Source organism: Sulfurovum sp. NBC37-1 (assembly GCF_000010345.1).
Classification (GTDB): Bacteria; Campylobacterota; Campylobacteria; order Campylobacterales; family Sulfurovaceae; genus Sulfurovum.
Genome location: NC_009663.1, coordinates 1,982,804 through 2,007,436 on the forward strand (window position 1 = coordinate 1,982,804; position 24,633 = coordinate 2,007,436).

Consider the following 24,633-nt stretch of genomic DNA (forward strand, 5'->3'; position numbering starts at 1 on the left):
TGTGCTGTTGCACACCCTACCATTATTTCCCTATCGCATCCAGCACGCCGTTGATGAACTGCGGCGATTTTTCGTCTGCAAGCGATTTCGCAAGCTCCACCGCTTCGTTGATGATGATAGCCCTGTCTGTTTTGGCTACGAGGATCTCGTAGGCACCCAGACGCAAAATGGCTTTTTCCACTCTACCGATAGCATCGTAATCCCAGTCGGTCAAATGTTTCTCTATCTCAGCATCGAGCATTTCAAGATTTTCTATGGTCCCGTCAAAAAGGTCATGCGAAAAATCTCTCTGCTTGTTGCGTATCTTGTCCTCTTCGAGTATCTCATCGGAGAATTTGGCAATGTTCTCATTGCCCAGGTCATAAGCGTAAAGTAGCCCTACAACCGCTGTTCTTGCCTGATGTCTTGTTGCCATCTGTTTCCTTTGTAGGGTGTGCAATTGCACACCACAATATTTACAACGGTGTGCAATTGCACACCCTACGTCATTGACATATTATTTTTCTAATGATCCGTAAAGATTGATAAGCTCGATCAGTCCTGCCATCGCTTCAGCACCCTTGTTGCCAGCTTTGGTTCCAGCTCTTTCGATCGCCTGTTCAATACTGTCAACGGTCAGTACACCAAAGGTCGCCGGCTTCCCATACTTGAGCGTGACGTTGGCCACGCCTTTTGTCGCTTCTGCTGAAACATAGTCGAAATGCGGTGTTGCACCTCTGATCACGGCACCAAGACAGCATACGGCATCGTATTTCCCTGATGCCAGAGCTTTGTCCAGAGCGAACGGGATTTCGAAAGCACCCGGTACGAGGATCAGGTCAAGCTCTTCAGGGTTCCCGCCGTGTCTTGCATAGGCATCTTTTGCCCCCTCCACCAGTCTGTCTGTAATGAAGTGGTTGAACCTTGCATTGATAATCGCTACTTTTTTACTTTTGTCTACGGAAAGATTTCCTTCTACTATTTTCATTTTTGTCCTTCTTTAAATTTATTTTGGAATCGGAGACTTTAGTCCCGAACTTCCGAGGCTGAAGCCGTTGGTTCCAATTTTTTCAATGGTCGGCTAAAGCCAACGCTACAGTTATTCTACGATACTTCGTATGGCATCAATCTGCTCGATCAACCCGTCAAGTTTTTGCAATTCTATCATATTCGGGCCGTCACTCAAAGCGATGCTTGGATCAAAGTGGGTCTCAAAGAAAAAACCGTCCACACCGACTGCTGCGGCCGCACGTGAAAGATATGGCACAAAAGAACTGTCTCCTCCACTGCTTGCTCCGCCTGATGCAGGCATCTGTACCGAGTGTGTCGCATCGAAGATCACTGGTGCAAACTGACGCATAGTGACCAATCCGCGCATATCGACCACCAGGTTCCCGTACCCGAAGCTCGAGCCGCGTTCTGTCAGCCAGACATTGTATTTCTCGGCATTTTCGTAATTCACCTTACCGTCAAACCCTCTGGTTTTAAGTACTTTGGCTACAGAGTGTTCCATAGCCGCCGGTGCAAGGAACTGCCCCTTTTTGATGTTCACTACAGCAGAGGTCTTTGCCGCGGCTACCAGCAGGTCTGTCTGGCGGGAAAGGAATGCCGGTATCTGCAAAACATCCGCCACTTCAGCCACCGCTGCGGGCTGTGTATAGTCATGCACATCGGTCAGTATCTTGTAACCGAACTGCTCTTTGACCTCCTGCAGCATTTTGAGGCCTTCTTCCAGGCCGGGGCCTCTGAAACTGTCCAGACTGGTACGGTTAGCCTTGTCAAAACTCGCTTTGAAGTAGAAATCCTTGGTACAGTCATCATCATATTTCCCCAGTGACTCGGCTATACGCATTACATTCTCACGGCTTTCAAGGACACAGGGTCCGGCGATCAGTATCATATCAACTCCATTCTTTGCTTACGGTTTCTCTTTGACCAACGCGACCATCAGCCCTGAGACAATAACCAGGATTATACCCAAAATTGTCCAAAAATCAGGAATGGGGTCCCCAAGCAGTGTCCCTATGATCAGAGCGAAGACGATATTGCTGTAGGAGATGGTCCCTACGATCCCCGCTTTGGTCAGTTCATAGGCTTTGGTCATCAGAAGTTGAGACATCGTGGCGAAAATACCCACGGCGGTCACATAAAGCCATGCTATTCCTTCGGGCATCACGAACTTTGCGAACATCCAGTCGAATCCCTCCGGGACGCTTACATATGGTGTGATGAGCATCAAAAAGAGCGGTGCTATGGTTCCTACGCCCATAAAGGACATGACTATGGCCCGGGTATCGTAATATCTTCGAAGTTCCCTGATAGACGTGTATGCCAGGGCCGCACCGATACCCGAAAAGATACCCAGGATATCGTATTTGTCAAAACTGCCTCCCTGTGGCTGTGCGATCAGCACAATACCGACGAAGCCGATCACGATCGCGATCATCGCCGGGGGAGGCAGTTTCTCTTTCAGAAAGATATAGGCAAAGATCGCCACGAAGATCGGAGAAGTTTTGTTGTAGGTCACCGCTTCCCCGAGAGGAATATGCGCCATGATGTAGAAGTATGCCAGCAGTGCGGCAAAGCCCATGGAGCCCCGAAAGATCAGAAGCAGGAACTTACCGCCTGTCTGTTTTAACGGCACTTTGTAAATGGAAATCCCGACAAGCACCACACCGAAGATATTTCTGAAAAAAGTCACCTCAACAGGAGGCAGGATCTGAGAGACCACTTTGGCGAAGCCACCCATGAAAGCAAACGAGAGTGATGCCAGCAGCATAAAAAGGATACCTCTGTCCATGTTCCTGATGATCTGAGTCATTTGCGGTCTGCCTTGATTAATTTTTTCGGAAGTTTAGCATAAAAAGGAGCATTCAGTGACATTTCAATCGATTTTGTTTTGAAAGTAGAAGTTATTTGATCCTTTTTGCCACCAAGTCACCATACAATATCAAGTCTTTCAGAACAGCTTTTTGGGCGATCCCGTCTTTGCCGATGGCGATCATTAATTCACCTTTGTTGCTCTCGAATATCTTCTGGTAAACGATGGCCGTCAAATACCAAAAGTCTCCCTTCCCCAGTGTTTTTTCATAATCAACCTGTCTGTTATCATCAGGAATCACTATTTTCACCTTTCCGTTCTGCTTCTCTGCGCCGACCGCACTCAGCTCATAGGTCCCGGCTTTTGCCAGATCCATCTTCTTTGATAAATTGAAATAGAGTGTGAGCAGATCATCCTGAGAGTAAAAATCAAGCTCTTTCGTTTCGTTCCTGTAAACCTTTCCCTTTTTCTTCGCTATGGAGGTTTTCGTTACTTTTCTGTTCTGATGGTCGACAGTATAGATCTTTTCAGCATATTTGTCACCGTAACTCCTGATCACCTGCAGCGAATCGGAGATCAGCATACCGTCGACAATGTGCCCTTTGCTGATGTACTTCTCCTGTCGGTTCCTGCTCAGTTTTTTGACGATGCCTGTTGTTCTGGCCCCTGCTTCTATGACATAAGTATCCCCTTTTGTCTCGAGATGCGCTTTACTAATACCGAGCTGTCCGAACATACCGTAGCTGACACTGTATGTCGCATCGAGCACTTTTGCCTGCACGCCGGATGCTGCAAAGATCATAAAAAGTACATAGCGTATTGTTTTCTTCACTGTTTGCTCCTACTTGAATAATATTTTACTATAATTATGTGGATAAAACGTGGAGGAACTTTTTTATGGATATAAATAGCAGTGCAGAACAGAATCTGACAAATGTGCTCAATGTCGTTGACGGTCTTGATATGGGATTTGCCCAGGATGTACAAAACCTGCTTATCCCGTTGTATACATCAAAATACGGGGAATTCTTCCAGCAGATGATCTTTGATATCCCTCTGGCAAATTTTGTATTGGCCATTTTTGTCTTTCTATTCATATTGCTTCTCCGAAAATTCTTTACCCGCATTGTACTGGCATTTTTACAGAGACTTGCCAAACATTCGGAAACATTTTACGATGACCGTATTATCTCGGCACTGAAAGGCCCTCTACGTTTTGGCTTCATCATCATAGGCCTGCACTTTTTCTTTCTGCTGATTTTCAAAGAAACGGAGTTTATAAAACATATACTCAACACTTTGGTAATCTATGCGCTATTCTGGGCTATACTTGCCATTATCGAAGCTCTGCGCGAACTGATTTACGATGTGACGGCAAAGTTCAACCCCGATCTTTCCAAAGAGATGGGAAACTTTATTCTTGCGATACTCAAGATCATCGTCGGCGGTATCGGACTGGCTGCCATTTTGCAGACATGGGGTATTAACGTCACTGCGCTCATTGCATCTTTGGGACTGGGTGGTCTTGCATTTGCTTTGGCAGCAAAAGATACAGCCGCCAATCTTTTCGGTTCTTTTGCCCTGCTTGCCGACAAGTCCATCCGTATCGGTGAATGGGTAAAAGTCGGAGGTGTGGAAGGGGTAGTGGAAGATGTAGGAATGCGTACGACCAAGATACGCTCTTTTCAGAAAACACTTATTACTGTTCCAAATCAACTGGTAGCCAACCAGCCCATAGAGAATTTCTCACGCAGAGGTATCCGCCGTATCAAAATGCATATCGGACTTACATATGGTACAACCTCACAGCAGCTCATCAAAATAAAAAGTGACATCGAAGCGATGCTTCGTTCACACAAAGGCATTAGTCAGAAAGATTCACTGATGGTCTTTTTTGACTCTTTTGGAGATTCATCTCTGAATATCTTCATCTACACCTTCACTGCAACGGCGAACTGGGCAAATTACCTTGAGATCAGAGAAGATATTCACCTCAAAACCATGCAGATCGTCGAAGAGAACGGCAGCAGTTTCGCCTTCCCAAGTCAGAGTATTTATGTGGAACAATTACCCCCTGCCCAATCGTAGGTTGGGGTAACCTTACCCCAACATCCTTATCAACTTCGTATAAATTAACTCATATGCGAATGATTGTCGGGACGAGGGCATCCCGACCTACGTTATTTTCTGCTATAATTGCATCAATTATCTACAGAAAGAATATTCATGCAAGAACACAACCTAACAAAAGTAGCCATACTCGGCCGTCCCAATGTCGGAAAGAGTTCCCTCTTCAACCGTCTTGCCAGGCAGAGAGATGCCATTACCTCTGATGTATCCGGTACAACACGCGATATCAAAAAACGCCTTGTGACCATTTCAGGCAACCGGGAATTCGAAGTCATAGACACCGGAGGAATAGACTACTCCTCAGAACTTTTCTCCAAAGTGGCGGACTTCTCGCTCAAGGCAGCCGATATGGCTGATGTGATCATTTACATGGTCGACGGGAAGACCCTGCCCGATGAAGAGGACAGGGAACTCTTCTACAAACTTCAGGCACTGGGCAAACCGCTTGCGCTTGTAGTCAACAAGATCGACAACGACAAAGAGGAAGAACGCTACTGGGAATTCCTTGAATTCGGTGCCGATGCCACCTTCCCTATGTCGGTGAGCCATAACCGTTATTTCAACGACTTCTACGCTTGGCTGGAACAGTATATTCCGGCTGTAGAAGAAAAAAAACCGCTTGAACTGACAGAAGATGAGATCGATCCCTTCGAGGAGATCGTACGCGATATCAACAGTACCGCTGAAGAGGCGGACAACAAGATCAGCGTGGCTATTATCGGACGGGTCAATACAGGAAAAAGTTCCCTGCTCAATGCCCTGCTCGGGGAAGAGCGCTCCGTAGTATCGGATGTCGCCGGTACGACCATCGATCCTATCGATGAAACGATAGAACACAATGACTATGAGATCACCTTTGTGGACACAGCCGGTATCAGAAAACGAAGCAAGATCGTCGGTATAGAGAAGTACGCTCTGGGCCGTACGGAAGCGATGCTCGAAAAAGCGGATATCGCCCTTCTTATCATCGATGCTACAGTCGGTGTGACAGAGCTGGATGAAAGAGTGGCCGGACTCATAGAAAAGTTCAGACTCAGTGCGCTCATCGTTATCAACAAGTGGGACATCCGCGGCGAAAAGACGTATGAAGAGGCGGTGGACGACATCCGTGACGAGCTAAAGTTCCTGCACTATGCCCCACTCATCACCATCTCGGCAAAGACCGGCATGCGCGTGAACAAGATTCTCGACCAGATCACGGCGATCTATGAGAGATACAAGCAGCGTATCTCTACTTCCAAGCTCAACGACGTACTCAGGGAAGCCATGCAACGCCACCATGTCCCATCATACAACGGTGCACTGGTCAAGATAAAGTTCGCCACACAGTACGAGACCAAACCGCCAAAGATCGCACTGATCACCAACCGTCCCGACGGCCTGCACTTCTCCTACAAGCGTTACCTGGCAAACTACATCAGAAGCAAATTCGATTTCGAAGGTGTACCGCTGGATATCGTTGCCAGAAAACGCGGAGAACGCTTCGAAGAAGATGAGTAGCGTTAAGAAATCGTGAACTGCTTCACGATTTTAGCTACGGAACCAGAGTGGTGGAACGAAGTGACCCACGAAGGGATCAAACTCTAACAATAAAAACAAATCTGCTTCTCATTTGGTGCCTGTTTACTCATTCTGCACACCACACATACTTTAAAATAGCAAGCTTTTTGAAAAAAGCATACCCCAATTTCTAATTTCTAATTTCTAATTTCTAATTCTCCTGCTATAATTTTGCAAAAATTACAGCAGGAATTCAAAAATGCGCGTACTCACAGGAATCCAGGCTTCGGGCAAACTTCACATCGGGAACTACTTCGGTGCTATGAAACCGATGGTCGAACTTCAGGAAGAGCATGAACTCTTCACTTTCATCGCCAACTACCATTCACTTACCTCTTCCACGGATGCCGAAACACTCAGACAGAACACGGTCGAAGCCGCAGTGGACTATCTTGCCATAGGTATCGACCCCGAGAAAACGACTTTCTGGGTACAGAGCCATGTACCCGAAGTCCTCGAACTCTACTGGATACTCTCCAAGTTCACACCGATGGGGCTGCTGGAACGTGCACACAGCTACAAAGACAAAGTGGCCAAAGGGATTCCTGCCAGCCATGCGCTCTTCTCCTACCCTGTACTGATGGCCGCAGACATTCTGCTATATGATGTCGAAAAGGTCCCCGTAGGCAAAGACCAGATCCAACACGTAGAGATGACAAGAGATATCGCCATCAAGTTCAACAACGAATACGGTGAGCTCTTTACCCTGCCTGAGCATATGGTCGCGGAAGAGGTCGCCACCGTCCCAGGCATAGACGGACAGAAGATGAGCAAGAGTTACGGTAATGCCATCGACCTTTTCATGGATGAAAAACCCTTACAGAAGAGATGCAACAAGATTGTCAGTTCCTCCACACCGCTGGGCGAGCCACTGGAATGGGAGAATTGCAACATCTACAACCTTTCGGCACTCTTTTTGGACGATGCAAAGAAACAGGAACTTCAGGAACGCTACAAAAGCGGGAAAGAGGGATACGGACACTTCAAAAAATATCTCAAAGAGCTTATCTGGGAAGAGCTGGCCGAAGCCAGAGAGAAAAGGGCCTACTACCTCGACCATATGGACGAGGTCAATGACATCCTGGCCATGGGTGCCAAAAAGGCGAAGTGTATCGCCGATGCCAAGATGGAACAGGTCAGAGCCGCTATAGGACTGTGAAAATCAGAAATTAAAAGTTAAAAATTGGATGTTTTAACGGAAATAAATTTGAAGCAGTCATATTCGGGAATGATCTGTTTGATGATCTCCTGATCGATCTTCGCCGTACTCATGATACATAGAGAGAACTTTCCCCTGTTCTCATAGCCTTTCTCCTCTGCCAAAGCAAGCAGGCGCTTTGCAATGGCATCTCCTGTATGGATCAGGTTCATTTCTCTCTTCATGATCTCTTCGATCTTGTGTGCCACCAGCGGATAATGGGTACATCCGAGCACGATCGTATCAACATCGTTCTCACGCATAGGATGGAGCCATCCTTCGAGCATGTCATGCGTTTTTCCGCTCTCTATCTCGCCGTTTTCGATCTGCTCCACCAGGCCGGGGCACGCCTGTTCATAAAGCGTAACCTCTTCTTTGGCCGAAAGCACATTGACCAGATCCTGATACTTCTCACCCACCAGTGTCGCAGGCGTTGCGAGCACACCAATATTTTTTGTCCTTGTTTGTTCAAGGGCCGGCTTGATCCCCGGTTCCGTACCGATGATGATCAGTTCCGGGTATCTTTCTCTCAGTGTTTTTACTGCCGCGGAAGTTGCCGTATTGCAGGCAATGATAAGTACATCGATCTGGTGTTCGTCAAGGAAGTAAGCTGTGATATTGAGACTGTACTGGAGGATCTGTTCGGGAGTTTTTTCACCGTAAGGTGCATGTTTCGTATCGGCTACATAGAAGATATCGGCACCTTTGATCACCCGGCTGAGTGCCTGAACTACCGTCAGACCGCCCAACCCGGAATCAAAGACACCTACACGCATAGAAAGGCAGCCCTACTCGTTCATCATTGAAAGAAATTCTTCGTTGCTCTTTGTCTTCATCATTTTGGAGAAGAGGAACTTGAGTCCTTCCACCTCTTCCATGTTCTGCATCGCATTTCTGAGCGCCCAGACCTTCTGGAGTGTTTCAGGGTCTGTGAGAAGCTCTTCTTTTCTGGTTCCGGACTTCGTCACGTCGATCGCAGGGTAGATACGTCTTTCTGAAACGTGGCGGCTGAGTACCACTTCGGAGTTACCCGTACCTTTGAACTCTTCAAAGATCACTTCATCCATACGGCTACCCGTATCTATAAGTGCAGTGGCGATGATGGTCAGGGAGCCGCCCTCCTCGATATTCCTTGCTGCACCGAAGAACCTTTTGGGTTTATGAAGCGCATTCGCATCGACACCACCGGAGAGCACTTTCCCCGAACTGGGCGTTACCGTGTTGTAGGCACGCGCCAATCTGGTGATCGAATCCAAAAGGATGATGACATCTTTCCCCATTTCCACGCGTCTTTTGGCTTTCTCGATGACCATCTCAGCGGTCCTGACATGGTTCTGTGCGGGAAGGTCGAACGTGGAGGCATAGACTTCACCCTTAACCGAGCGTTGCATATCTGTAACTTCTTCGGGTCTCTCGTCTACAAGCAGTACCATCAATGAAGCATCCGGGTTGTTATGCGTGATCCCGTGTGCCAACTCTTTGAGCAGTTCCGTCTTACCTGTTCTCGGCGGTGCAACGACCAGGGCTCTCTGTCCCTTTCCTATAGGAGTAAAGAGGTCAAGCACGCGGCCTGTCATTCGCATAGGATTGTATTCGAGTTTAAGTTTTTCATTGGCATAGAGCGGTGTCAGGTTGTCAAAAAGCGGTCTCTGCTTGGATTTTTCAGGCGCCACATAGTTGATCGCTTCGATCTTGAGCAGCGCATAGTACTTCTCCTGATCTTTTGGAGGACGTACCTGACCGGTCACAATATCACCGTTTCTCAGGGCAAAACGCTTCACCTGTGTCGCAGAGACGTAAGTATCGTTGCTTGAGTTTGCGAAGTTCCCGTCGATGGAACGGAGGAAACCGTATCCGTCATTCATCACTTCGAGGATACCCGTATAGAGGATGAATCCTCCCTGGTTCACCTGTGATTTCAGGATCTCGAATATCAGGTCGCGTCTCTGGTATTCGTTGGGGTTCTCTACCTTGACCTCTTTGGCAATGGTGACGAGTTCATCCAAAGGTTTTTGCTGAAGGTCTTCGATCTTGTAGCCCTGTACGGGGACGTGTGTTCTGTTCTTTCTACCGGCATGGTTGCCACTGGCAGGTTTTTTGTTGTTATCGCTCATTGTTCCTCTTGTGTTGGATATGAAATTGAAGGGAGCTTTAATAAATTAGGTTCCCTGAAGATTGTGCACGGATAATGTTTACCACCGCCTTTTAGCGGCAATAGATTATTCTTGTGTAGTGAGTGTATTATAATCCTTTTTGGCTGAAATGTCAAACTTACAGCGATATCCTGATAAAATCGGATAATCTAAAATCAGGAGATACCCTCATGTCAGTCCAATCCCATATCGATAAAGTATTGCGGCATATTCAAATTTACAGTCCCGGGCAGGAAGAGTTCTATCAGGCGGCGCATGAGGTACTTCATTCTCTGATCCCCCTGCTTGAGGAAGACAACCGCTATGACCTGCACAACATTCTGGAGAGAATCGTGGTGCCAGAGCGGACTATTATCTTCCGTGTTTGCTGGATAGATGACAACGGGAAGGTACAGACGAACCTCGGATACCGGGTACAGTTCAACTCAGCCATAGGCCAGTACAAGGGCGGGCTGCGTTTCCACCCTACCGTCAACCTCGGTATCATCAAGTTTCTCGGTTTCGAGCAGATCTTCAAAAATGCCCTGACCGGACTGCAGATAGGCGGTGCGAAAGGTGGGAGTAATTTCGATCCCAAGGGGAAAAGTGACAATGAAATCATGCGTTTCTGCCAGGCATTTATGTCCGAACTCTTTAAACATATCGGAAAGACAAGAGATGTGCCTGCCGGAGATATCGGTGTGGGCGCCAGGGAGATCGGCTACCTCTTCGGACAGTACAAAAAGCTGACAGGCCATTTTGAAGGTGTCATTACAGGGAAAGCGATAAACTGGGGCGGTTCCAATGCCAGAAAAGAAGCGACCGGCTACGGTACCGTCTACTTTGCGGAAAATATTCTGACCAAATACGATGATTCGCTTAAAGGAAAGATATGTACAGTATCGGGCTCGGGAAATGTGGCTATTTATACTATTGAAAAACTTTATGAGATGGAAGCGATCCCCGTGACCTGCAGTGACAGTAAAGGAACAATCTATCATAAAACAGGGATCGATGTCAATTCGCTCAAAGCGATCAAAGAGATCAACCACCAGTCACTTGAAGCTTATGCACAGGTACATCCTGACAGTGTTTACACGCCTGTCAGCCACTACCCTGAAGGACGGCACCAGACATGGGCTACCCCCTGTGATATCGCTTTTCCCTGTGCCACACAGAACGAACTCGACCTTGAAGATGCCAAGACACTCGTTTCCAACGGATGCATACTCGTCAATGAAGGCGCCAACATGCCTACCACGCCTGATGCAGTCGAGTATTTAAAGGAGCATAAAGTCTTTTTCGGGCCGGGGAAAGCGGCCAATGCCGGAGGTGTTGCCACCAGTCAGCTTGAAATGAGCCAAAATGCCAGTATGGAGAATTGGAGTTTTGAAGAGGTGGACATAAAACTCCGCCAGATCATGCGTAACATCTTCGATACCGCCTATAACACTTCAAAAGAGTTCGGTGTGGAAGGCGACCTGGTCACAGGTGCGAACATTGCCGGCTTCAGGAAAGTAGCGGACTCGATGATCGATCAGGGAGCCGTGTAGATGATGGAATGTTTCACACATTTTTACTTTAGGCAAACTGAAAAAATGCTATAAAAACCGTAGGGTGCTGTCCCCTGACGGCACCACTTCAAAACAAGATGTAATATATCTTTCGCATGAACATAAATGGTGCTGTGGGGGCACAGCACCCTACATAAGGCCGTAATACAACAACGGCGGGTACAGTGCCACCCCCATCAGAAAAAACCATGAAGGGATCTTCCATTCCAGCATGGCAGCCAGGTCCTGAGGTACATCACCCCTCATGAATATCTTTTTGATCAATTCCAGCTTGTAGAACAGGTCGAAGATCTTGAATGACAATATCAGGATCATATAAATGTTGAGTGTATTGGTCGCTATGACCACGAAAAGTATGAAATAGAATGCCGGATGCATTGCAAAAAAGAGGAAAATACTTTTTTGATACCAGCCATAGAGTCTTTCCATAACTCCGTAAAGCGTATCTGATCGCTGCATAAAAGCTTCAAAAAGTTCAAGAAATACCAATATTATGGTGAATGTCATTGCCGTTTGCATGGCAAATTTTACCCATATTTGGATAAAATCCGAACACAAATAAACCTGTACACAATATATTAAGGACTCATTTGGCCCAGATCGCCTGTACCCACTGCAACCTGAAATTTGACGAATCCGTCATGATTACCGAACAGAAGAATGGTAAAACGCTCTACTTCTGCTGCAAAGGATGTCAGGGAGTTTACCATCTGCTTGAAGATGAGGGGCTTGACACATTCTACGACAAACTGGGTGACACAGAGCTGCAACCGGCCGTACAGAGCAGTGAAGACCTGGAAAAATTCGATCTTGAAGGCTTCAAAAACAAATACATCAAGGAGCATGAGGATGGCCTGTACGAGATCAATCTCATCATAGAAGGTATCCACTGTTCCGCCTGTGTCTGGCTCAATGAAAAGGTACTGCATAAAACAGACGGGGTCATCGAAGCGACCATCAATTACACCAACAACAAAGCCAAAGTGGTCTGGGACCCTGATGTGATCCAGCTCTCGAAGATCATAGAGACCATCCGTTCCATCGGATACAACGCCTACCCTTATGATCCTGCACTGCAGGAGGAACGGGCAAACAAGACAAAAAAAGAATACTACTCCCGTATCCTGGTCGCTGTCTTTGGGTCCATGAACATTATGTGGATCGCTATTGCCCACTATGCCGGCTATTTCAGCGGTATGGAACAGCGCTTCAAAGATATTTTGAATGTTGCCGAATTCATTCTGGCTACACCTGTACTTTTCTACAGCGGCTGGGTCTTTTTCCGGGGAGCATACTACGGCTACAAAAACAAAATAGTCAATATGGATACCCTCGTCGCCTCCGGTGCACTTTCGGCCTATCTCTACTCCATCTATGCCATGGTCACGCAGAGAGGCGAGGTCTATTTCGATTCGGTCGCCATGATCATCACTTTTGTTCTGGTAGGCAAATACCTCGAAGTTCTCAGCAAAAAACATGCCGTCGATACGCTTGACTCCATCATGGGAAGCACACCCACCGAAGTGACCGTGATCCAGAACGATGCAAAAGCACTCGTTTCCGTAGAAAATGTCTCTTTGGGGGATATCATCGAGCTGAAACCCGGTGAAAAAGTGGTCATTGACGGTGTCGTTACTTCAGGAGAAGGTTCCTTCGACGAAAGCTCTCTTACAGGAGAGAGCGAAGCGGTCTTCAAGCAGAAAGGCGACAGTATTCTGAGCGGATCCATCTGTCTTGATTCAGTAATACGTTACGAAGCGACCAAAGACGCCTCCTCTTCCCTGCTCCACTCCATTGTCTCACTTCTGGAAGAGTCTATTACCAAAAAGCCACGTATCGAGCAGCTTGCCGATACCGTCTCAGGGTATTTCTCCAGCATCATTCTCATCATTGCCCTGCTGACCTTTGCCGGGTGGTGGTTCTTTGCCGGGGAATTTGAACAGGCGCTCATCATCGGTATCTCTGTCATCGTCATCGCCTGTCCCTGCGCCCTGGGACTGGCAACCCCTATGGCTACACTGGTGGGCATCGGAATGGCTGCCAAACGCAACATCCTCTTTAAAGAAGCAGGCTTTCTGGAGACCATGGCCAAAAGCAACCTGCTTGCACTCGACAAGACCGGTACCATTACAGAAGGGAAACCCTCCGTTGTAAACGAAGAGCGTTACCACGACTACGATGCATATCTTCTATATGCCCTCGTCTCCACTTCGAACCATCCCATCTCCAACGGGATCAAAAGATATCTCGAAGGTAATGAAGATACATTCCAGACACTCACCCTTGACAAGGTCAAAACCATTCAGGCCAAGGGGATCGAAGCTGTGTATAATGGTCAGAAACTTGTCGGAGGGAACGCTTCTTTTATGAAAGATTTCGACATTGCATGTGACGAAACTTCTGAAAATACCCTTTTCTATTTTGCAGTTGACGGCAAGCTGATGGCAAAATTCAAATTAAGCGATACCATCCGGGAAGGGGCAAGAGAAGCAATCCAAAACATCCGCTCTCTTGGGATCAAAGTGGTCATGCTCACCGGTGACCATGAAAAGAGTGCCGATAAAGTTGCCGAAGCCGTAGGGATAGACCATGTCCATGCCAGACTTCTCCCACAGCAGAAAGCCGAGATGATCGACAGATTCCATGAGGAAGGCCACATCGTCGTTATGGCTGGAGATGGCATCAACGACACCATCGCGCTTGCCAAGTCAGACATCGCCATCGCTATGGGTAACGGTGCGGATGTAGCCATCTCTGTCAGTGACGTCGTACTGATGGACGAAAAACCGCAAAGTATCTATGAAGCTTACAGGCTCTCCAAGCGTACCTATCGGGCTGTCAGGGAGAATCTCGGTTTTTCACTGCTCTACAACCTCGTTGCTGTACCACTCGCCATGGCAGGCTTCGTCAATCCGCTTGTTGCAGCCCTCTCCATGAGTTTAAGTTCCCTCATCGTCGTGGGCAATTCGATGCGGATCAAGTTTCTGAAATTCAAGAATGAGCATTAAAGTGTTTCACGGTTATAATTTTAAAATCATCACGTAAAAAGGATACATGAATGTTTCCACTATTCACTCTTTACCCCAAGGGCACTTGTCCCTCCGGTCGGGCGCACTATTCACTATTCACTATTCACTTGCACTCAAAGAGTGCATAGTGTCTGACAACATCATCATAGTCATGATCGGCATCTCCACACTTCTGGGTGCTACAGGCCTGGCCGCTTTGCTGTGGGGCGTTAAAACAGGCCAGTTCGATGACAAGTCCAAATTCATCGATGCTGCCCGATATGACAACGAGGAAGACCTCAGAGATGCAGTAATGATGGAAGAGAAGAAAAAAGCACGGAAGAAAAAAAAGGCACAGGAAGCCGAAGAGAAGAAAAAAAACTATATGCCGGCGGACTGATATACGAACAACTCAATTTTACCATTACGTCATTCTACACCCCAAGGGCATTTCCGATGGGCAACTCGTTTCAGAATCCCTCATAGACCTATGCAGTCAGCAAGATCCTGAAATAAATTCAGGATGACATTAACTTTTCCATTAACTCACTTTCATAAAAATTACCTTTAACCTGTTTCTCGTTATAATATGAATAAATATTAACAAGGAAACAACATGTACTGGAAAAAAATTCTACTCTCATCATTATTAGTTACAGGTTTTCTACAGGCAGAAACAGGCATTGGACTTGACATCAACAATGAAGATGTTGAACTAATCGGGGAGGTCAACTTCAATTCACTTGCAGACTATTCGAGCGGGACCACCTATGTGATCAGCGGGACCTACCTTTACTCCGGAGCTAATGACAATGACAACGGCGAGCATCTCTTTACCCTTGGTTTCAGTGGACAGAATGATTTGCCTGGAGTAGAAGGCCTTTCCGTCGCACTCGGAGCAAAAGGCGTGTTTGCTGACAGCTTTGCGGCACTTCCTCTTTTTGTGCGCGCGAACTATGCACTACCACTCATAGACACCATTCCGACCACCTCTTTCTTTGCCAATTTTGCCTATGCCCCTTCCGTACTTACGTTCAGCGACGGAGAGGACTACAGTGAATTCAGGATCGGCGCCGACATGGAGGTGATTTCCAATACGCACGTTTTTGTAGGCTACAGAAATATCGATACTGACTACACCTATGGTGATTACAACTTCAATGACAGCTTCTACGGCGGATTAAAACTTAGTTTCTAAAGGAATTACTGAATGTCACCATCAAGCAGCGACTATCAGCCATCAACCGTTCTCGTTACCGGCGGTGCCGGATATATCGGTTCCCATACAATCATCCTGCTTGTTGAAGCAGGCTATGATGTGGTGATCTTTGACAACTTCTGCAACTCTTCAAGAGAAAGTATCCGAAGGGTTGAAAAGATCGTAGGCAAAGAGATCCCGACCATTGAAGGTGATATCAGGAACAAAGCTGATCTTCGTGCTGTTTTTAATGAGCACAAGATCGATGCAGTCATCCATTTTGCGGGCCTAAAAGCCGTGGGTGAATCTGTAGAACAGCCTCTCAGGTACTACGACAACAATGTGTACGGCACTGTCGCACTCTGTAAAGTGATGCAGGAACATGGCTGCAAGTCCATCATTTTCAGTTCTTCCGCTACGGTATACGGAGATCCTGCAACGACACCGATTACGGAGAATTTTCCGACATCTGCGACGAATCCCTACGGCAGAAGCAAACTCTTCATCGAAGAGATACTACGCGATCTCTATGTAGCCGACAACAACTGGAAGATCGTTCTGCTTCGCTACTTCAACCCCGTAGGTGCCCACCCCTCGGGAACCATAGGCGAAGATCCCAGCGGCATCCCCAACAACCTTATGCCCTACATTACCCAGACAGCGGTTGGAAAGCTCTCCTGCCTGAGCGTTTTCGGTGACGACTACGAGACCCATGACGGTACAGGTGTACGTGATTACATTCATGTTATGGACCTGGCTGACGGACATGTCAAGGCCCTGGACAGGCTCAAGGATTTCAATAAGGTCATGACCATTAACCTTGGTACCGGTACAGGGTATTCCGTGCTTGACATGGTCAAGGCATTTGAAAAAGCTTCCGGTAAAGAAGTACCTTACTGCTTCGCGCCAAGACGTCCCGGTGATATTGCCAAATGTTATACCGATCCCTCTTATGCCAAAGAGGTATTGGGATGGGAAGCGACAAAGGGAATCGATGAAATGTGCAAAGACAGCTGGAGATGGCAGGAAAAGAATCCGCAAGGCTATCGCTAATGTTACGTGCTATTACGAATAATACCATTGCTTTTGTCTCTTTCGCAGCACGTAATTCGTAACACGTAGCACTCTTTTGCTATACTTGACAAAACATTATTCAAGGATAATTATGCCAATCAACAAATCCATCTTTCGTGAATACGATATCAGGGGCATCTACAACAAAGAGCTCAACGAACAATCTGTAAAACTCATAGGCTACCACCTGGGACAGAAGATTGGTAAAGGCAAGGCAGTATCCATCGGTTACGATGCCAGGTCACACTCCCCTGTTTTAAGAGATTATCTCACCTCAGGACTCAACGCAGCAGGCTGTACAGTACTTGACATGGGCATGGTAGCCACTCCGGTAAACTACTTTAGTAACTATCAAAAGATCGAAGATCTCAACCCAAAAACCCCTCACTCCTCACTCCTCACTCCTCACTTGGAAGCATCCCCCGACACTTCCATTATGATAACGGGATCACATAATCCTTCCGAATATAACGGCTTCAAGATCACCCTTGATAAAACACCTTTCTTTGGTGAGGATATTTACACACTCGGAGACGCCATAATCGCCGATCAGGCCAGGATTGTGCCTGACGATACAGAGAAGATCGATATCGATGTCAAGACCCCTTACATCAATTTTATGATCAAAGAGTTCAGCCATCTAAAGGGCCTGGACAAGAAGATCGTCATCGACTGTGGCAACGGCGTGGCAGATACGGTTATTACAGATATATTCGATGCTCTACAGTTCAACTATACCGGGCTCTATTGTGAACCGGACGGTACTTTCCCAAACCATCACCCGGACCCTTCGGTAGAAAAGAATCTTGCCGATGTTAAAGCTGCTTTGAAAAAAGAGGGGGACATCGCTTTTGCCTATGACGGTGATGCCGACCGTATCGCGGTACTGACGCACAAACACAACATCAAAGGCGACCAGATGGCACTGCTTTATGCCATGAAGATGGAAAACCCTACCGTTATCGGAGAAGTCAAATGTTCACAGGTCATGTATGATGAGCTTGAACGACGCGGGGCCAAAGCCATCATGTACAAAACCGGCCACTCGAACCTCAAAGTCAAAATGAAAGAGACCAATGCGGACCTTGCCTGCGAGGTCAGCGGCCATATCTTCTTCAAGAACCGCTATTTTGGCTATGACGATGCCATCTATGCCACGTTGCGTATGCTTGAGCTCATCGCTGAGGGTATAGACTTAGACAAAGAGATAGAAGCACTCCCGACTGTCTACTCGACCGAGGAGCTAAACGTAGAGACCACGGAAGAAGAGAAATTCGCCATCATCGACAAAGTCAAAGAACTGCTTATAAACCCTCCTGCAGATTTCCCTGTCATCAAGAGCATCATCGACGTGGACGGTGTACGCATCAACTTTGACAAAGGATGGGGCCTGGTAAGGGCTTCCAACACCACTCCCGTACTTGTCACCCGTTTTGAATCAACAGATGAAACATTGGCAAAAGAGTATGAAGAGAAAGTCAATCAATTAATAGAGAGTGCAAAAGTATTATTATGATCAACAAACTCTACTTCTCTTCTGAAAACAAGCAGATACAACAACATGCTTTTGAATCAATAAAAAAAGAACAGCCTACGATAGGATACTATACCCTTCCCGATCAGGATATCTCTCCTATTTTGCATTATTACCAAACGATCCCAGATAAAATCAATACGATCGTAGTCATTGGAATCGGAGGAAGTTCACTCGGCGCTAAAGCCGTTTATGAATTCGTGAAACCTGTCAAAGTACTCAAGAGAAAACTTTATTTCTTTGAAAGTACAGACCCCATTAACATTACCACGCTTCTTTCAAAGATCGATCTTGAAAACACACATTTTCTTGTTATTTCAAAATCTGGAACTACGGTAGAGACCTTCTCCATCTACAAATATATCTATTCACTACACAGTAATCCATCATCCTATACGTTCATCACAGATCCAAACTCACCGTTGGAACATTATGCAAAAGAAATCGATGCATCTGTTCTTCATCTGCCGAACAATATAGGAGGACGTTTCTCTGTGCTTTCAACTGTTGGGCTCGTTCCACTCGCACTCTGCGGTGTAGATATTCAAGCCCTGTTAAATGGTGCTCGTATTGTCAAAGAGAGTTTTTTCAATGACGGATATCTCAAGGATACACTATTAAAAAAAGCAGCCTATTATGCTAAAAATCATGCCCATTATCATATCAACTGTATCTTTGCCTACTCCGAATCTCTCAAATATTTCTGCGAATGGTATGTCCAGCTCTGGGGGGAAAGTCTGGGCAAACATCAGCGACACTCGGCGTTCCATGTCGGCCTGACCCCTATCGGACTCATCGGTCCAAAAGACCAGCACTCCTTCCTCCAGCTCATTATGGAAGGGACACGAGATAAATCAGTCACATTCATCAAAATCGAAGATTTCAATGACGCCATTACCATACCGGATATCAGTCTGCCACATTTGGAATCACTGGATGTTCTCAACGGCCTTCCTTTTGAAAAGCTAATCAATATGCAATGCGATTCTGTCATGGAAGCCCTGCTTAATGAAAACGACATTCCCATCGACCTGATCAGCATTCCCAAAACCGACGAAGCCAATATTGGTTCTCTCATCTTTTACTATGAACTTCTCACCTCATTGGTCGGTGAACTCATCGATGTCAATACGTATGATCAACCGGGAGTTGAAGCAGGGAAGATCATTTTGAAGAAGAAATTGCAAGAATGATTTCTGCTTGATGGCACAAGAATATTACTCCTGCACTTCTATCAATTATCCGCCGCTAAATACTAATTCGCTATAATATTCTTAATAATCTATAAATGGAGGGGTATCAATAACCGCCTCCTACGGAGGCTTTCTTGATCAAAAAATGTCTATTCCCTGCTGCAGGATATGGAACCCGTTTTCTCCCTGCTACAAAGGCCACCCCCAAAGAGATGCTCCCTGTCCTCACCAAGCCTCTTATACAATATGGTGTTGAAGAAGCACTTGAGGCTGGTATCACTACTATGGCTGTTGTTACAGGTCGAGGGAAACGTGCGATAGAAGACCACTTTGACATCTCATACGAACTGGAACATCAGATCAAAGGTACCTCCAAGGAACCACTGCTCAATGAGATCCGTGAACTCATTGCCCAATGTACCTTTTCCTATACCAGACAAACAGAGATGAAAGGTTTGGGACATGCCATCCTTACGGGGGAAACACTCATAGGAAACGAACCTTTTGCCGTCATTCTTGCAGATGACCTCTGTAACAACAATGGAAATGACCCTGTACTGAAACAAATGGTGGCAGTTTATGAAAAATATCAATGTTCTGTTATAGCCATCGAAGAAGTACCTATGGATCAAACCGACAAATACGGCATCATTGCCGGAAACCTTGTTGACAATACTGATGACACTTACAGAGTGACAGATATGGTAGAAAAACCGGACCCTGAAGATGCACCGACCAATATGGCCATCATCGGACGTTACATCCTCACACCCGATATTTTCAATATTTTGCGTAATACCCAGCCGGGTAAAGGCGGGGAGATCCAGATTACCGATGCACTGCTTGAGCAGGCAAAACAGGGAAAGGTCATTGCCTATAAATTCAAAGGCAAGCGTTTTGACTGTGGTTCGGTTAATGGATTTGTTGAGGCTACGAATTATTTTTATCGAAATTTACATTAAGGTTCTATTCACATTACATGTAGATACCATCACTTCGACCAGCACTCATAGCCAACACTTTCCCTGGGTTAAGTTCGATTCACGATCAAACATACACATTTAGCATAAATAACTTTCCAAATATTTCGTTGCTACTCCGTTAAAATGATGCATCAAATTTTTGAGTCTACCATCATAAGCATTAACGTTCTGAAGATGGAAAACCCCCTTTTTGATATATTTATACTCTTTGGCGCTGGCATTAATGACCTTATGGGTGAAATTCAATCTTTTGGCAAATGCCTGATGAAATACTATTGCCATCACTGCATAAGCAGTATATCTGCATCTATTTCTATTAAAGAAAAGATAACCCTACTAATCTCCTTTTCATTGACACTATCCGGTACCGCGCCTGGCATATGCCCCTCCCTGTCTCTTACAATCATTACAGGTGATTGATGTGGCTCGTTATACTTGAAGGTGTGAGTGATACAGGTGCATTGACAGCTAATGACTTTTCAGATTTCAGCTAGAATTAGCATAAATAAAAAGATATGTTATCTTTATCTTCGGTCCAAACCAGGGCTAAATAGTCACCCTTTAAAAACCCAAACACTCCTTAAAACAGGCACTTTGGAAGGTAGCGTAAAAATATTTCTGTAAATTCCAAATCAGCTATGATAAAAAGAAAAAGGAATCATAGCAATGAAAGTAAAAGAAAATAAGATAGAGTTTGACCTGCAGGAGTTGGCACCGCTGTTGATAGCCAATAAAACAGAAGGATTTAGACAGGTAGGAGAGAAGATCCTCAATGCGATATTGGAGAAGGAGTTCGAAGCCTTTATCGGTGCAGGTCGTCACGAACGCAATGAAGAGCGAAAAGATTACCGTAACAGCTATAAAGAACGACAGTTAAAGACAACCCTGGGTCAATTGAATCTGTTACGTCCCTATGCCAGAAGCGGAAAGTTTGAAACCAAACTCTTCGAGAACTATTCCCGGATCGATAAAGCCTTGGTGTCGATGATCGTTGAGAGTTACCTCAAAGGGGTTTCCACCAGAAAAGTAGAAGCAGTGGTCTCGGCACTGGATATTGAACTTTCTCATAGCACGGTCAGTAACCTGAGCCACGAACTGGATGAACTGGTCACAGAATTCAAAACTTCACCGCTAAGATCCTACTATCCCTACTTGTACGTGGATTCACTCTATCTGAAAGTCTTTAACGGTTCACGGTTTGTCTCCAAAGCAGTGATGATAGCCATAGGAGTCAATGAAGAGGGATACAGAGAGATACTCGATATTGCACCAATGGAAAGTGAAGCTGTCTCAACGTATGAAGATTTCTTTGATGGTTTAAAAGAACGGGGAATAAAGAAAGTGGATCTTATTATCTCTGATGGACACAAGGGGATCAAAAAAACTGCCAGTGAAAGTTTCGTAGGCTCAAGCTGGCAGTTATGCTCGGTACACTTTAAGAGAAACCTCATGAAAGTCGTACCTCAAAAGGATATCAAAACTATCCTTGAAGAGATAAATGTGATTCTGCATTCCAAAACTATGCAGGATGCTATTGACTATGCCAGCGGTATGGCTTCAGCCTATGAGATCTCACATCCAAAACTGATCAAATACCTGACCAAGAACCTGATGGATGTACTGACATTTCTGGCATTTCTAAAAGCACATCATAGGAAAATTCATTCTACAAATGTATTAGAGCGATTTAACAAGGAGGTAAAGAGAAGAACGAAAGTGGTAGGTGCTTTCCCAGGTGACAACTCAGTACTACGCCTGTTGGTGCCCCTGGCAGTGGACACCAATGCCAAGTGGCTGGATAGAAAGTATGTTTCTTGGAATAATTTGGTACAATCTGATGAGGCTGAGGAAGAATTTACAGAAAATTTTTGACGCTATCCATATCTAGGATGAGCGGTTCATTTACAGACTTCAAATATCGTTTCAGTAAGATACGGCTGACATGTTCCAAAGCATAGACACCTTGAAGCCCTGTGCGTTTCAGCCACTTTCCTATCGTATCTGCTGTTGGCATACGCTTGATATCCAATAATGCACGAAGCCCTTTATCCGAAGCAATGGTGCGTATATCTTCAAGCACCCTGCCGCCAGCATGCAGCATCAGCAATAACGGCTGTACGATCTCAAAGGGTTGGTATCCATGGTTACTTCCCGGAGTTGGAAAATGAGAGTTGCAAAGTTCTTCAAGCTCAATAGCTTGGAAGTACTCACCTAAAATTGCTTCACCTGCTCTTGGTGTCAGGCGCTCATCGGTACTTTCTACAGTAAAATTTAACACTCTCTGTGTCATACTTCTACTCCTTGGCAGAAGTCTCACCCAGCGGGTGCTAACGGTCAGGTGGGACCTCTGTCGGCTTTTCCCCTATTTTACGGCATCTTCTCTTATTTTTTTCAATGGTTTATTTTTCTATTTCGATTTTAGGGTTCAGAAGACGGGCTACCATTGAACCGATCATTGGTCATGTCAAGTCAGACCATAGGATGCAGAGGAACTATCTCAAAGGATTTATTGGCGATGAGATCAATTTGCTGCTTGCAGCAGCTGCATTTAATCTGAAGAAGTGGATGAACTGCTTCTTGGTGCTTATTTTTATCTGGAGAATAGAAATTATAGCCATGATATTGATACAGATTAAACCTAAAGACCGACAGAAATATACTGATCTTTATCTGATGCTTTACCGGTTGTGGTAGAATTGATGGTATGGAATTATTGGTCTGTCTTTGGAATGGGTTTTCAGGAGTGACTAAATAGATTCGGATTATACAGACCATAAATCGGAATCCTTTTGAAAGGTCCTACAATAATAAAACCTTATAAGACAAGCATGTTTGGAAATGTTCTTAAGATTCTTGATAGTTATAAAAAGCATTGATACCTTACTGATTTTCTGATAGAATACAAATATAAAAATTAAGGTAAATAATGAAAGATATAATATCAAAAGCCATATTTATTTTTTTTGATATTATAATGATTATGCTTGCTATCTATTTCTCCTATGTGATCCGAGGAGAACTTGAGGGGTTGGAAGAACATACGATTCCTTTAAGCCAGTACCTTCAGTTTTATCCCCTTTTTGTTGTACCTATACTTCTCTTCACCTATGAGGGTATTTACTCGTACCGATACGATTTTTGGCATGAAAGCAGACTAATACTCAAAGGAATTGTATTCTCAGCTATACTTATATTTGCATACCTTGCTATGACACAGATGATCGTTGAATACTCACGACTCGTTATTGGAATTTCTTTTGTACTAATGGCCACTCTCATACCTCTTTCAAAAAATATTAATAAAAAAATAATGCATAAATTGGGACTCTGGCAAAAAAAAGCCAAAATATACGGCAATGATCCTTTTTTAACCGATGAAATCTACGGAAATCCCTACTTGGGTTATATAAAGCCAAAAGCCAATGAAACACCATCAACCGTATTTATCAATTCAAAAGAGAATGATCTTCCTACTTTGAAAAAGATCATTTCATCTCAAATAAAAGATAGCTATGAAGTGATTTTTATCCCTCTTATGGACGATTATGACTTAACACATTCGCATATATATGATCTTGCCAATACACGTACCAATCTCATAGTATTTCAAAACCGTCTAAAAAGCCCGATCAGAACACAATTCAAAAATATATCTGACTTTACCCTTTCATTAATGATCTTTCCTTTTTTAATTCCGATTATGCTTTTTATCGCCTATAAAATCAAACATAACAATCCCAATGAAAAAATACTTTTTAAACAAAAACGTTTGGGAAAGAGTGGAAAACCTTTTAGTTGCTATAAATTTCAAACCATGTATGAGAATGGTAATAAAATATTGGAAGCATACCTAAAAGAACATCCAGAAGAGATAGCCTATTATGAAACATATCATAAATACAAAAATGATCCCCGCGTTACAGAAATCGGACACTTTTTGCGCCATACTTCCCTAGATGAACTACCTCAGATATATAACGTTTTCAGAGGTGATATGAGTTTTATAGGTCCCCGCCCCTATATGCTCAATGAAAAAGGAAAGATAGGCGAAGAGTTAGAAACTATACTCTCTGTAAAACCAGGAATAACTGGTCTTTGGCAGGTAAGTGGACGTAGCGATGTGGATTTTTATTCACGTGTGGAACTTGATGTCTGGTACATCAGAAACTGGAATTTGTGGATGGATCTTGTCATTTTACTTAAAACAATCAAAACTGTTCTTGTCCGTGAAGGAGCAAGCTAAATCATA

At 45.1% G+C, this 24,633-nt stretch carries 22 protein-coding genes and 2 pseudogenes; 14 read left to right on the forward strand and 10 right to left on the reverse strand.

The window, feature by feature from the left end:
* Positions 1-22: 22 nt before the first annotated feature.
* The 5 genes from nusB to SUN_RS09955 form a co-directional block, all read right to left on the reverse strand.
* Positions 23-415 carry a transcription antitermination factor NusB gene (gene nusB, locus SUN_RS09935; RefSeq protein ID WP_012083683.1) on the reverse strand — a complete coding sequence of 131 codons (393 nt, stop codon included), beginning with the start codon at positions 413-415 and terminating at the stop codon, positions 23-25.
* 81 nt (positions 416-496) lie between these two features.
* A complete protein-coding gene (gene ribH, locus SUN_RS09940; RefSeq protein ID WP_012083684.1) occupies positions 497-967 on the reverse strand; it encodes a 6,7-dimethyl-8-ribityllumazine synthase in 471 nt (156 codons plus the stop codon).
* A gap of 111 nt (positions 968-1,078) precedes the next feature.
* Positions 1,079-1,879 (reverse strand): 3-deoxy-8-phosphooctulonate synthase, encoded by an 801-nt coding sequence (kdsA, locus tag SUN_RS09945; RefSeq protein ID WP_012083685.1) that lies wholly within the window; start codon positions 1,877-1,879, stop codon positions 1,079-1,081.
* A gap of 18 nt (positions 1,880-1,897) precedes the next feature.
* Positions 1,898-2,800 (reverse strand): DMT family transporter, encoded by a 903-nt coding sequence (locus SUN_RS09950; protein WP_012083686.1) that lies wholly within the window; start codon positions 2,798-2,800, stop codon positions 1,898-1,900.
* A gap of 91 nt (positions 2,801-2,891) precedes the next feature.
* Positions 2,892-3,632 carry a DUF3108 domain-containing protein gene (locus SUN_RS09955; RefSeq protein WP_012083687.1) on the reverse strand — a complete coding sequence of 247 codons (741 nt, stop codon included), beginning with the start codon at positions 3,630-3,632 and terminating at the stop codon, positions 2,892-2,894.
* 65 nt (positions 3,633-3,697) lie between these two features.
* Between SUN_RS09955 and SUN_RS09960 the strand changes: the two genes are divergently transcribed.
* The 3 genes from SUN_RS09960 to trpS all read left to right on the forward strand — a co-directional run bounded on the left by SUN_RS09960 (position 3,698) and on the right by trpS (position 7,649).
* Positions 3,698-4,888: a mechanosensitive ion channel family protein gene (locus SUN_RS09960; RefSeq protein ID WP_012083688.1), complete on the forward strand. Its 1,191-nt coding sequence runs from the start codon at positions 3,698-3,700 to the stop codon at positions 4,886-4,888.
* Positions 4,889-5,026: 138 nt separating this feature from the next.
* Complete coding sequence (gene der / locus SUN_RS09965) at positions 5,027-6,430, forward strand: ribosome biogenesis GTPase Der (RefSeq protein WP_012083689.1); 1,404 nt, start codon at positions 5,027-5,029, stop codon at positions 6,428-6,430.
* Between the two features lie 259 nt (positions 6,431-6,689).
* Complete coding sequence (gene trpS / locus SUN_RS09970; RefSeq protein ID WP_012083690.1) at positions 6,690-7,649, forward strand: tryptophan--tRNA ligase; 960 nt, start codon at positions 6,690-6,692, stop codon at positions 7,647-7,649.
* 17 nt (positions 7,650-7,666) lie between these two features.
* On the opposite strand, the gene murI is transcribed toward trpS, so the two are convergent.
* Both murI and rho read right to left on the reverse strand, forming a co-directional pair.
* On the reverse strand, positions 7,667-8,464 hold the full coding sequence (gene murI / locus SUN_RS09975; RefSeq protein WP_012083692.1) for a glutamate racemase: 798 nt from the start codon (positions 8,462-8,464) through the stop codon (positions 7,667-7,669).
* A 12-nt stretch (positions 8,465-8,476) separates the two neighbouring features.
* Positions 8,477-9,802 carry a transcription termination factor Rho gene (rho, locus tag SUN_RS09980; RefSeq protein WP_012083694.1) on the reverse strand — a complete coding sequence of 442 codons (1,326 nt, stop codon included), beginning with the start codon at positions 9,800-9,802 and terminating at the stop codon, positions 8,477-8,479.
* 209 nt (positions 9,803-10,011) lie between these two features.
* Between rho and gdhA the strand changes: the two genes are divergently transcribed.
* Positions 10,012-11,373: an NADP-specific glutamate dehydrogenase gene (gene gdhA / locus SUN_RS09985; RefSeq protein ID WP_012083696.1), complete on the forward strand. Its 1,362-nt coding sequence runs from the start codon at positions 10,012-10,014 to the stop codon at positions 11,371-11,373.
* Positions 11,374-11,523: 150 nt separating this feature from the next.
* Here gdhA and SUN_RS09990 read toward each other — a convergent pair whose 3' ends face one another.
* Entirely contained in the window at positions 11,524-11,913 is a 390-nt protein-coding gene (locus tag SUN_RS09990; RefSeq protein ID WP_148154693.1) for a hypothetical protein, read from the reverse strand.
* Between the two features lie 71 nt (positions 11,914-11,984).
* On the opposite strand from SUN_RS09990, the gene SUN_RS09995 reads away from it, so the two are divergent.
* From SUN_RS09995 to galU, 7 genes are all read left to right on the forward strand, one after another.
* Positions 11,985-14,402 (forward strand): heavy metal translocating P-type ATPase, encoded by a 2,418-nt coding sequence (locus tag SUN_RS09995; RefSeq protein WP_012083698.1) that lies wholly within the window; start codon positions 11,985-11,987, stop codon positions 14,400-14,402.
* A 148-nt stretch (positions 14,403-14,550) separates the two neighbouring features.
* Positions 14,551-14,802, forward strand: a complete 252-nt coding sequence (ccoS, locus tag SUN_RS13400) for a cbb3-type cytochrome oxidase assembly protein CcoS (RefSeq protein ID WP_012083699.1) — start codon at positions 14,551-14,553, stop codon at positions 14,800-14,802.
* A gap of 216 nt (positions 14,803-15,018) precedes the next feature.
* The gene (locus SUN_RS10005) at positions 15,019-15,600 is read left to right on the forward strand and encodes a YfaZ family outer membrane protein (RefSeq protein ID WP_012083700.1); all 582 of its coding nucleotides are present in this window, start codon (positions 15,019-15,021) and stop codon (positions 15,598-15,600) included.
* Between the two features lie 12 nt (positions 15,601-15,612).
* Entirely contained in the window at positions 15,613-16,653 is a 1,041-nt protein-coding gene (galE, locus tag SUN_RS10010; RefSeq protein WP_012083701.1) for a UDP-glucose 4-epimerase GalE, read from the forward strand.
* 112 nt (positions 16,654-16,765) lie between these two features.
* Positions 16,766-18,190, forward strand: coding sequence for a phosphomannomutase/phosphoglucomutase (locus tag SUN_RS10015; protein WP_012083702.1), 1,425 nt, complete (start codon positions 16,766-16,768; stop codon positions 18,188-18,190).
* Positions 18,187-19,401 carry a glucose-6-phosphate isomerase gene (locus tag SUN_RS10020; protein ID WP_012083703.1) on the forward strand — a complete coding sequence of 405 codons (1,215 nt, stop codon included), beginning with the start codon at positions 18,187-18,189 and terminating at the stop codon, positions 19,399-19,401. Before SUN_RS10015 ends, SUN_RS10020 begins: the two co-directional genes overlap by 4 nt.
* A 134-nt stretch (positions 19,402-19,535) precedes the next feature.
* On the forward strand, positions 19,536-20,363 hold the full coding sequence (gene galU / locus SUN_RS10025) for a UTP--glucose-1-phosphate uridylyltransferase GalU (protein WP_012083704.1): 828 nt from the start codon (positions 19,536-19,538) through the stop codon (positions 20,361-20,363).
* Positions 20,364-20,468: 105 nt separating this feature from the next.
* Here galU and SUN_RS13515 read toward each other — a convergent pair.
* Positions 20,469-20,573 (reverse strand): annotated as a pseudogene (locus SUN_RS13515) (IS1595 family transposase); the annotation flags it as partial.
* Positions 20,574-21,050: 477 nt separating this feature from the next.
* Between SUN_RS13515 and SUN_RS10035 the strand changes: the two are divergent.
* Entirely contained in the window at positions 21,051-22,256 is a 1,206-nt protein-coding gene (locus SUN_RS10035) for an IS256 family transposase (RefSeq protein ID WP_012083705.1), read from the forward strand.
* Here the strand turns inward: SUN_RS10035 and SUN_RS10040 are convergent.
* Entirely contained in the window at positions 22,240-22,674 is a 435-nt protein-coding gene (locus SUN_RS10040; protein WP_012083706.1) for a transposase, read from the reverse strand. The two genes, SUN_RS10035 and SUN_RS10040, sit on opposite strands and share 17 nt — an antisense overlap.
* A 137-nt stretch (positions 22,675-22,811) precedes the next feature.
* On the opposite strand from SUN_RS10040, the pseudogene SUN_RS13520 reads away from it, so the two are divergent.
* Together SUN_RS13520 and SUN_RS10050 are read left to right on the forward strand one after the other, a co-directional pair.
* Positions 22,812-22,946, forward strand: a pseudogene (locus tag SUN_RS13520) (transposase); the annotation flags it as partial.
* Positions 22,947-23,310: 364 nt separating this feature from the next.
* The gene (locus SUN_RS10050) at positions 23,311-24,627 is read left to right on the forward strand and encodes a sugar transferase (protein WP_012083707.1); all 1,317 of its coding nucleotides are present in this window, start codon (positions 23,311-23,313) and stop codon (positions 24,625-24,627) included.
* Positions 24,628-24,633 lie beyond the last annotated feature (6 nt).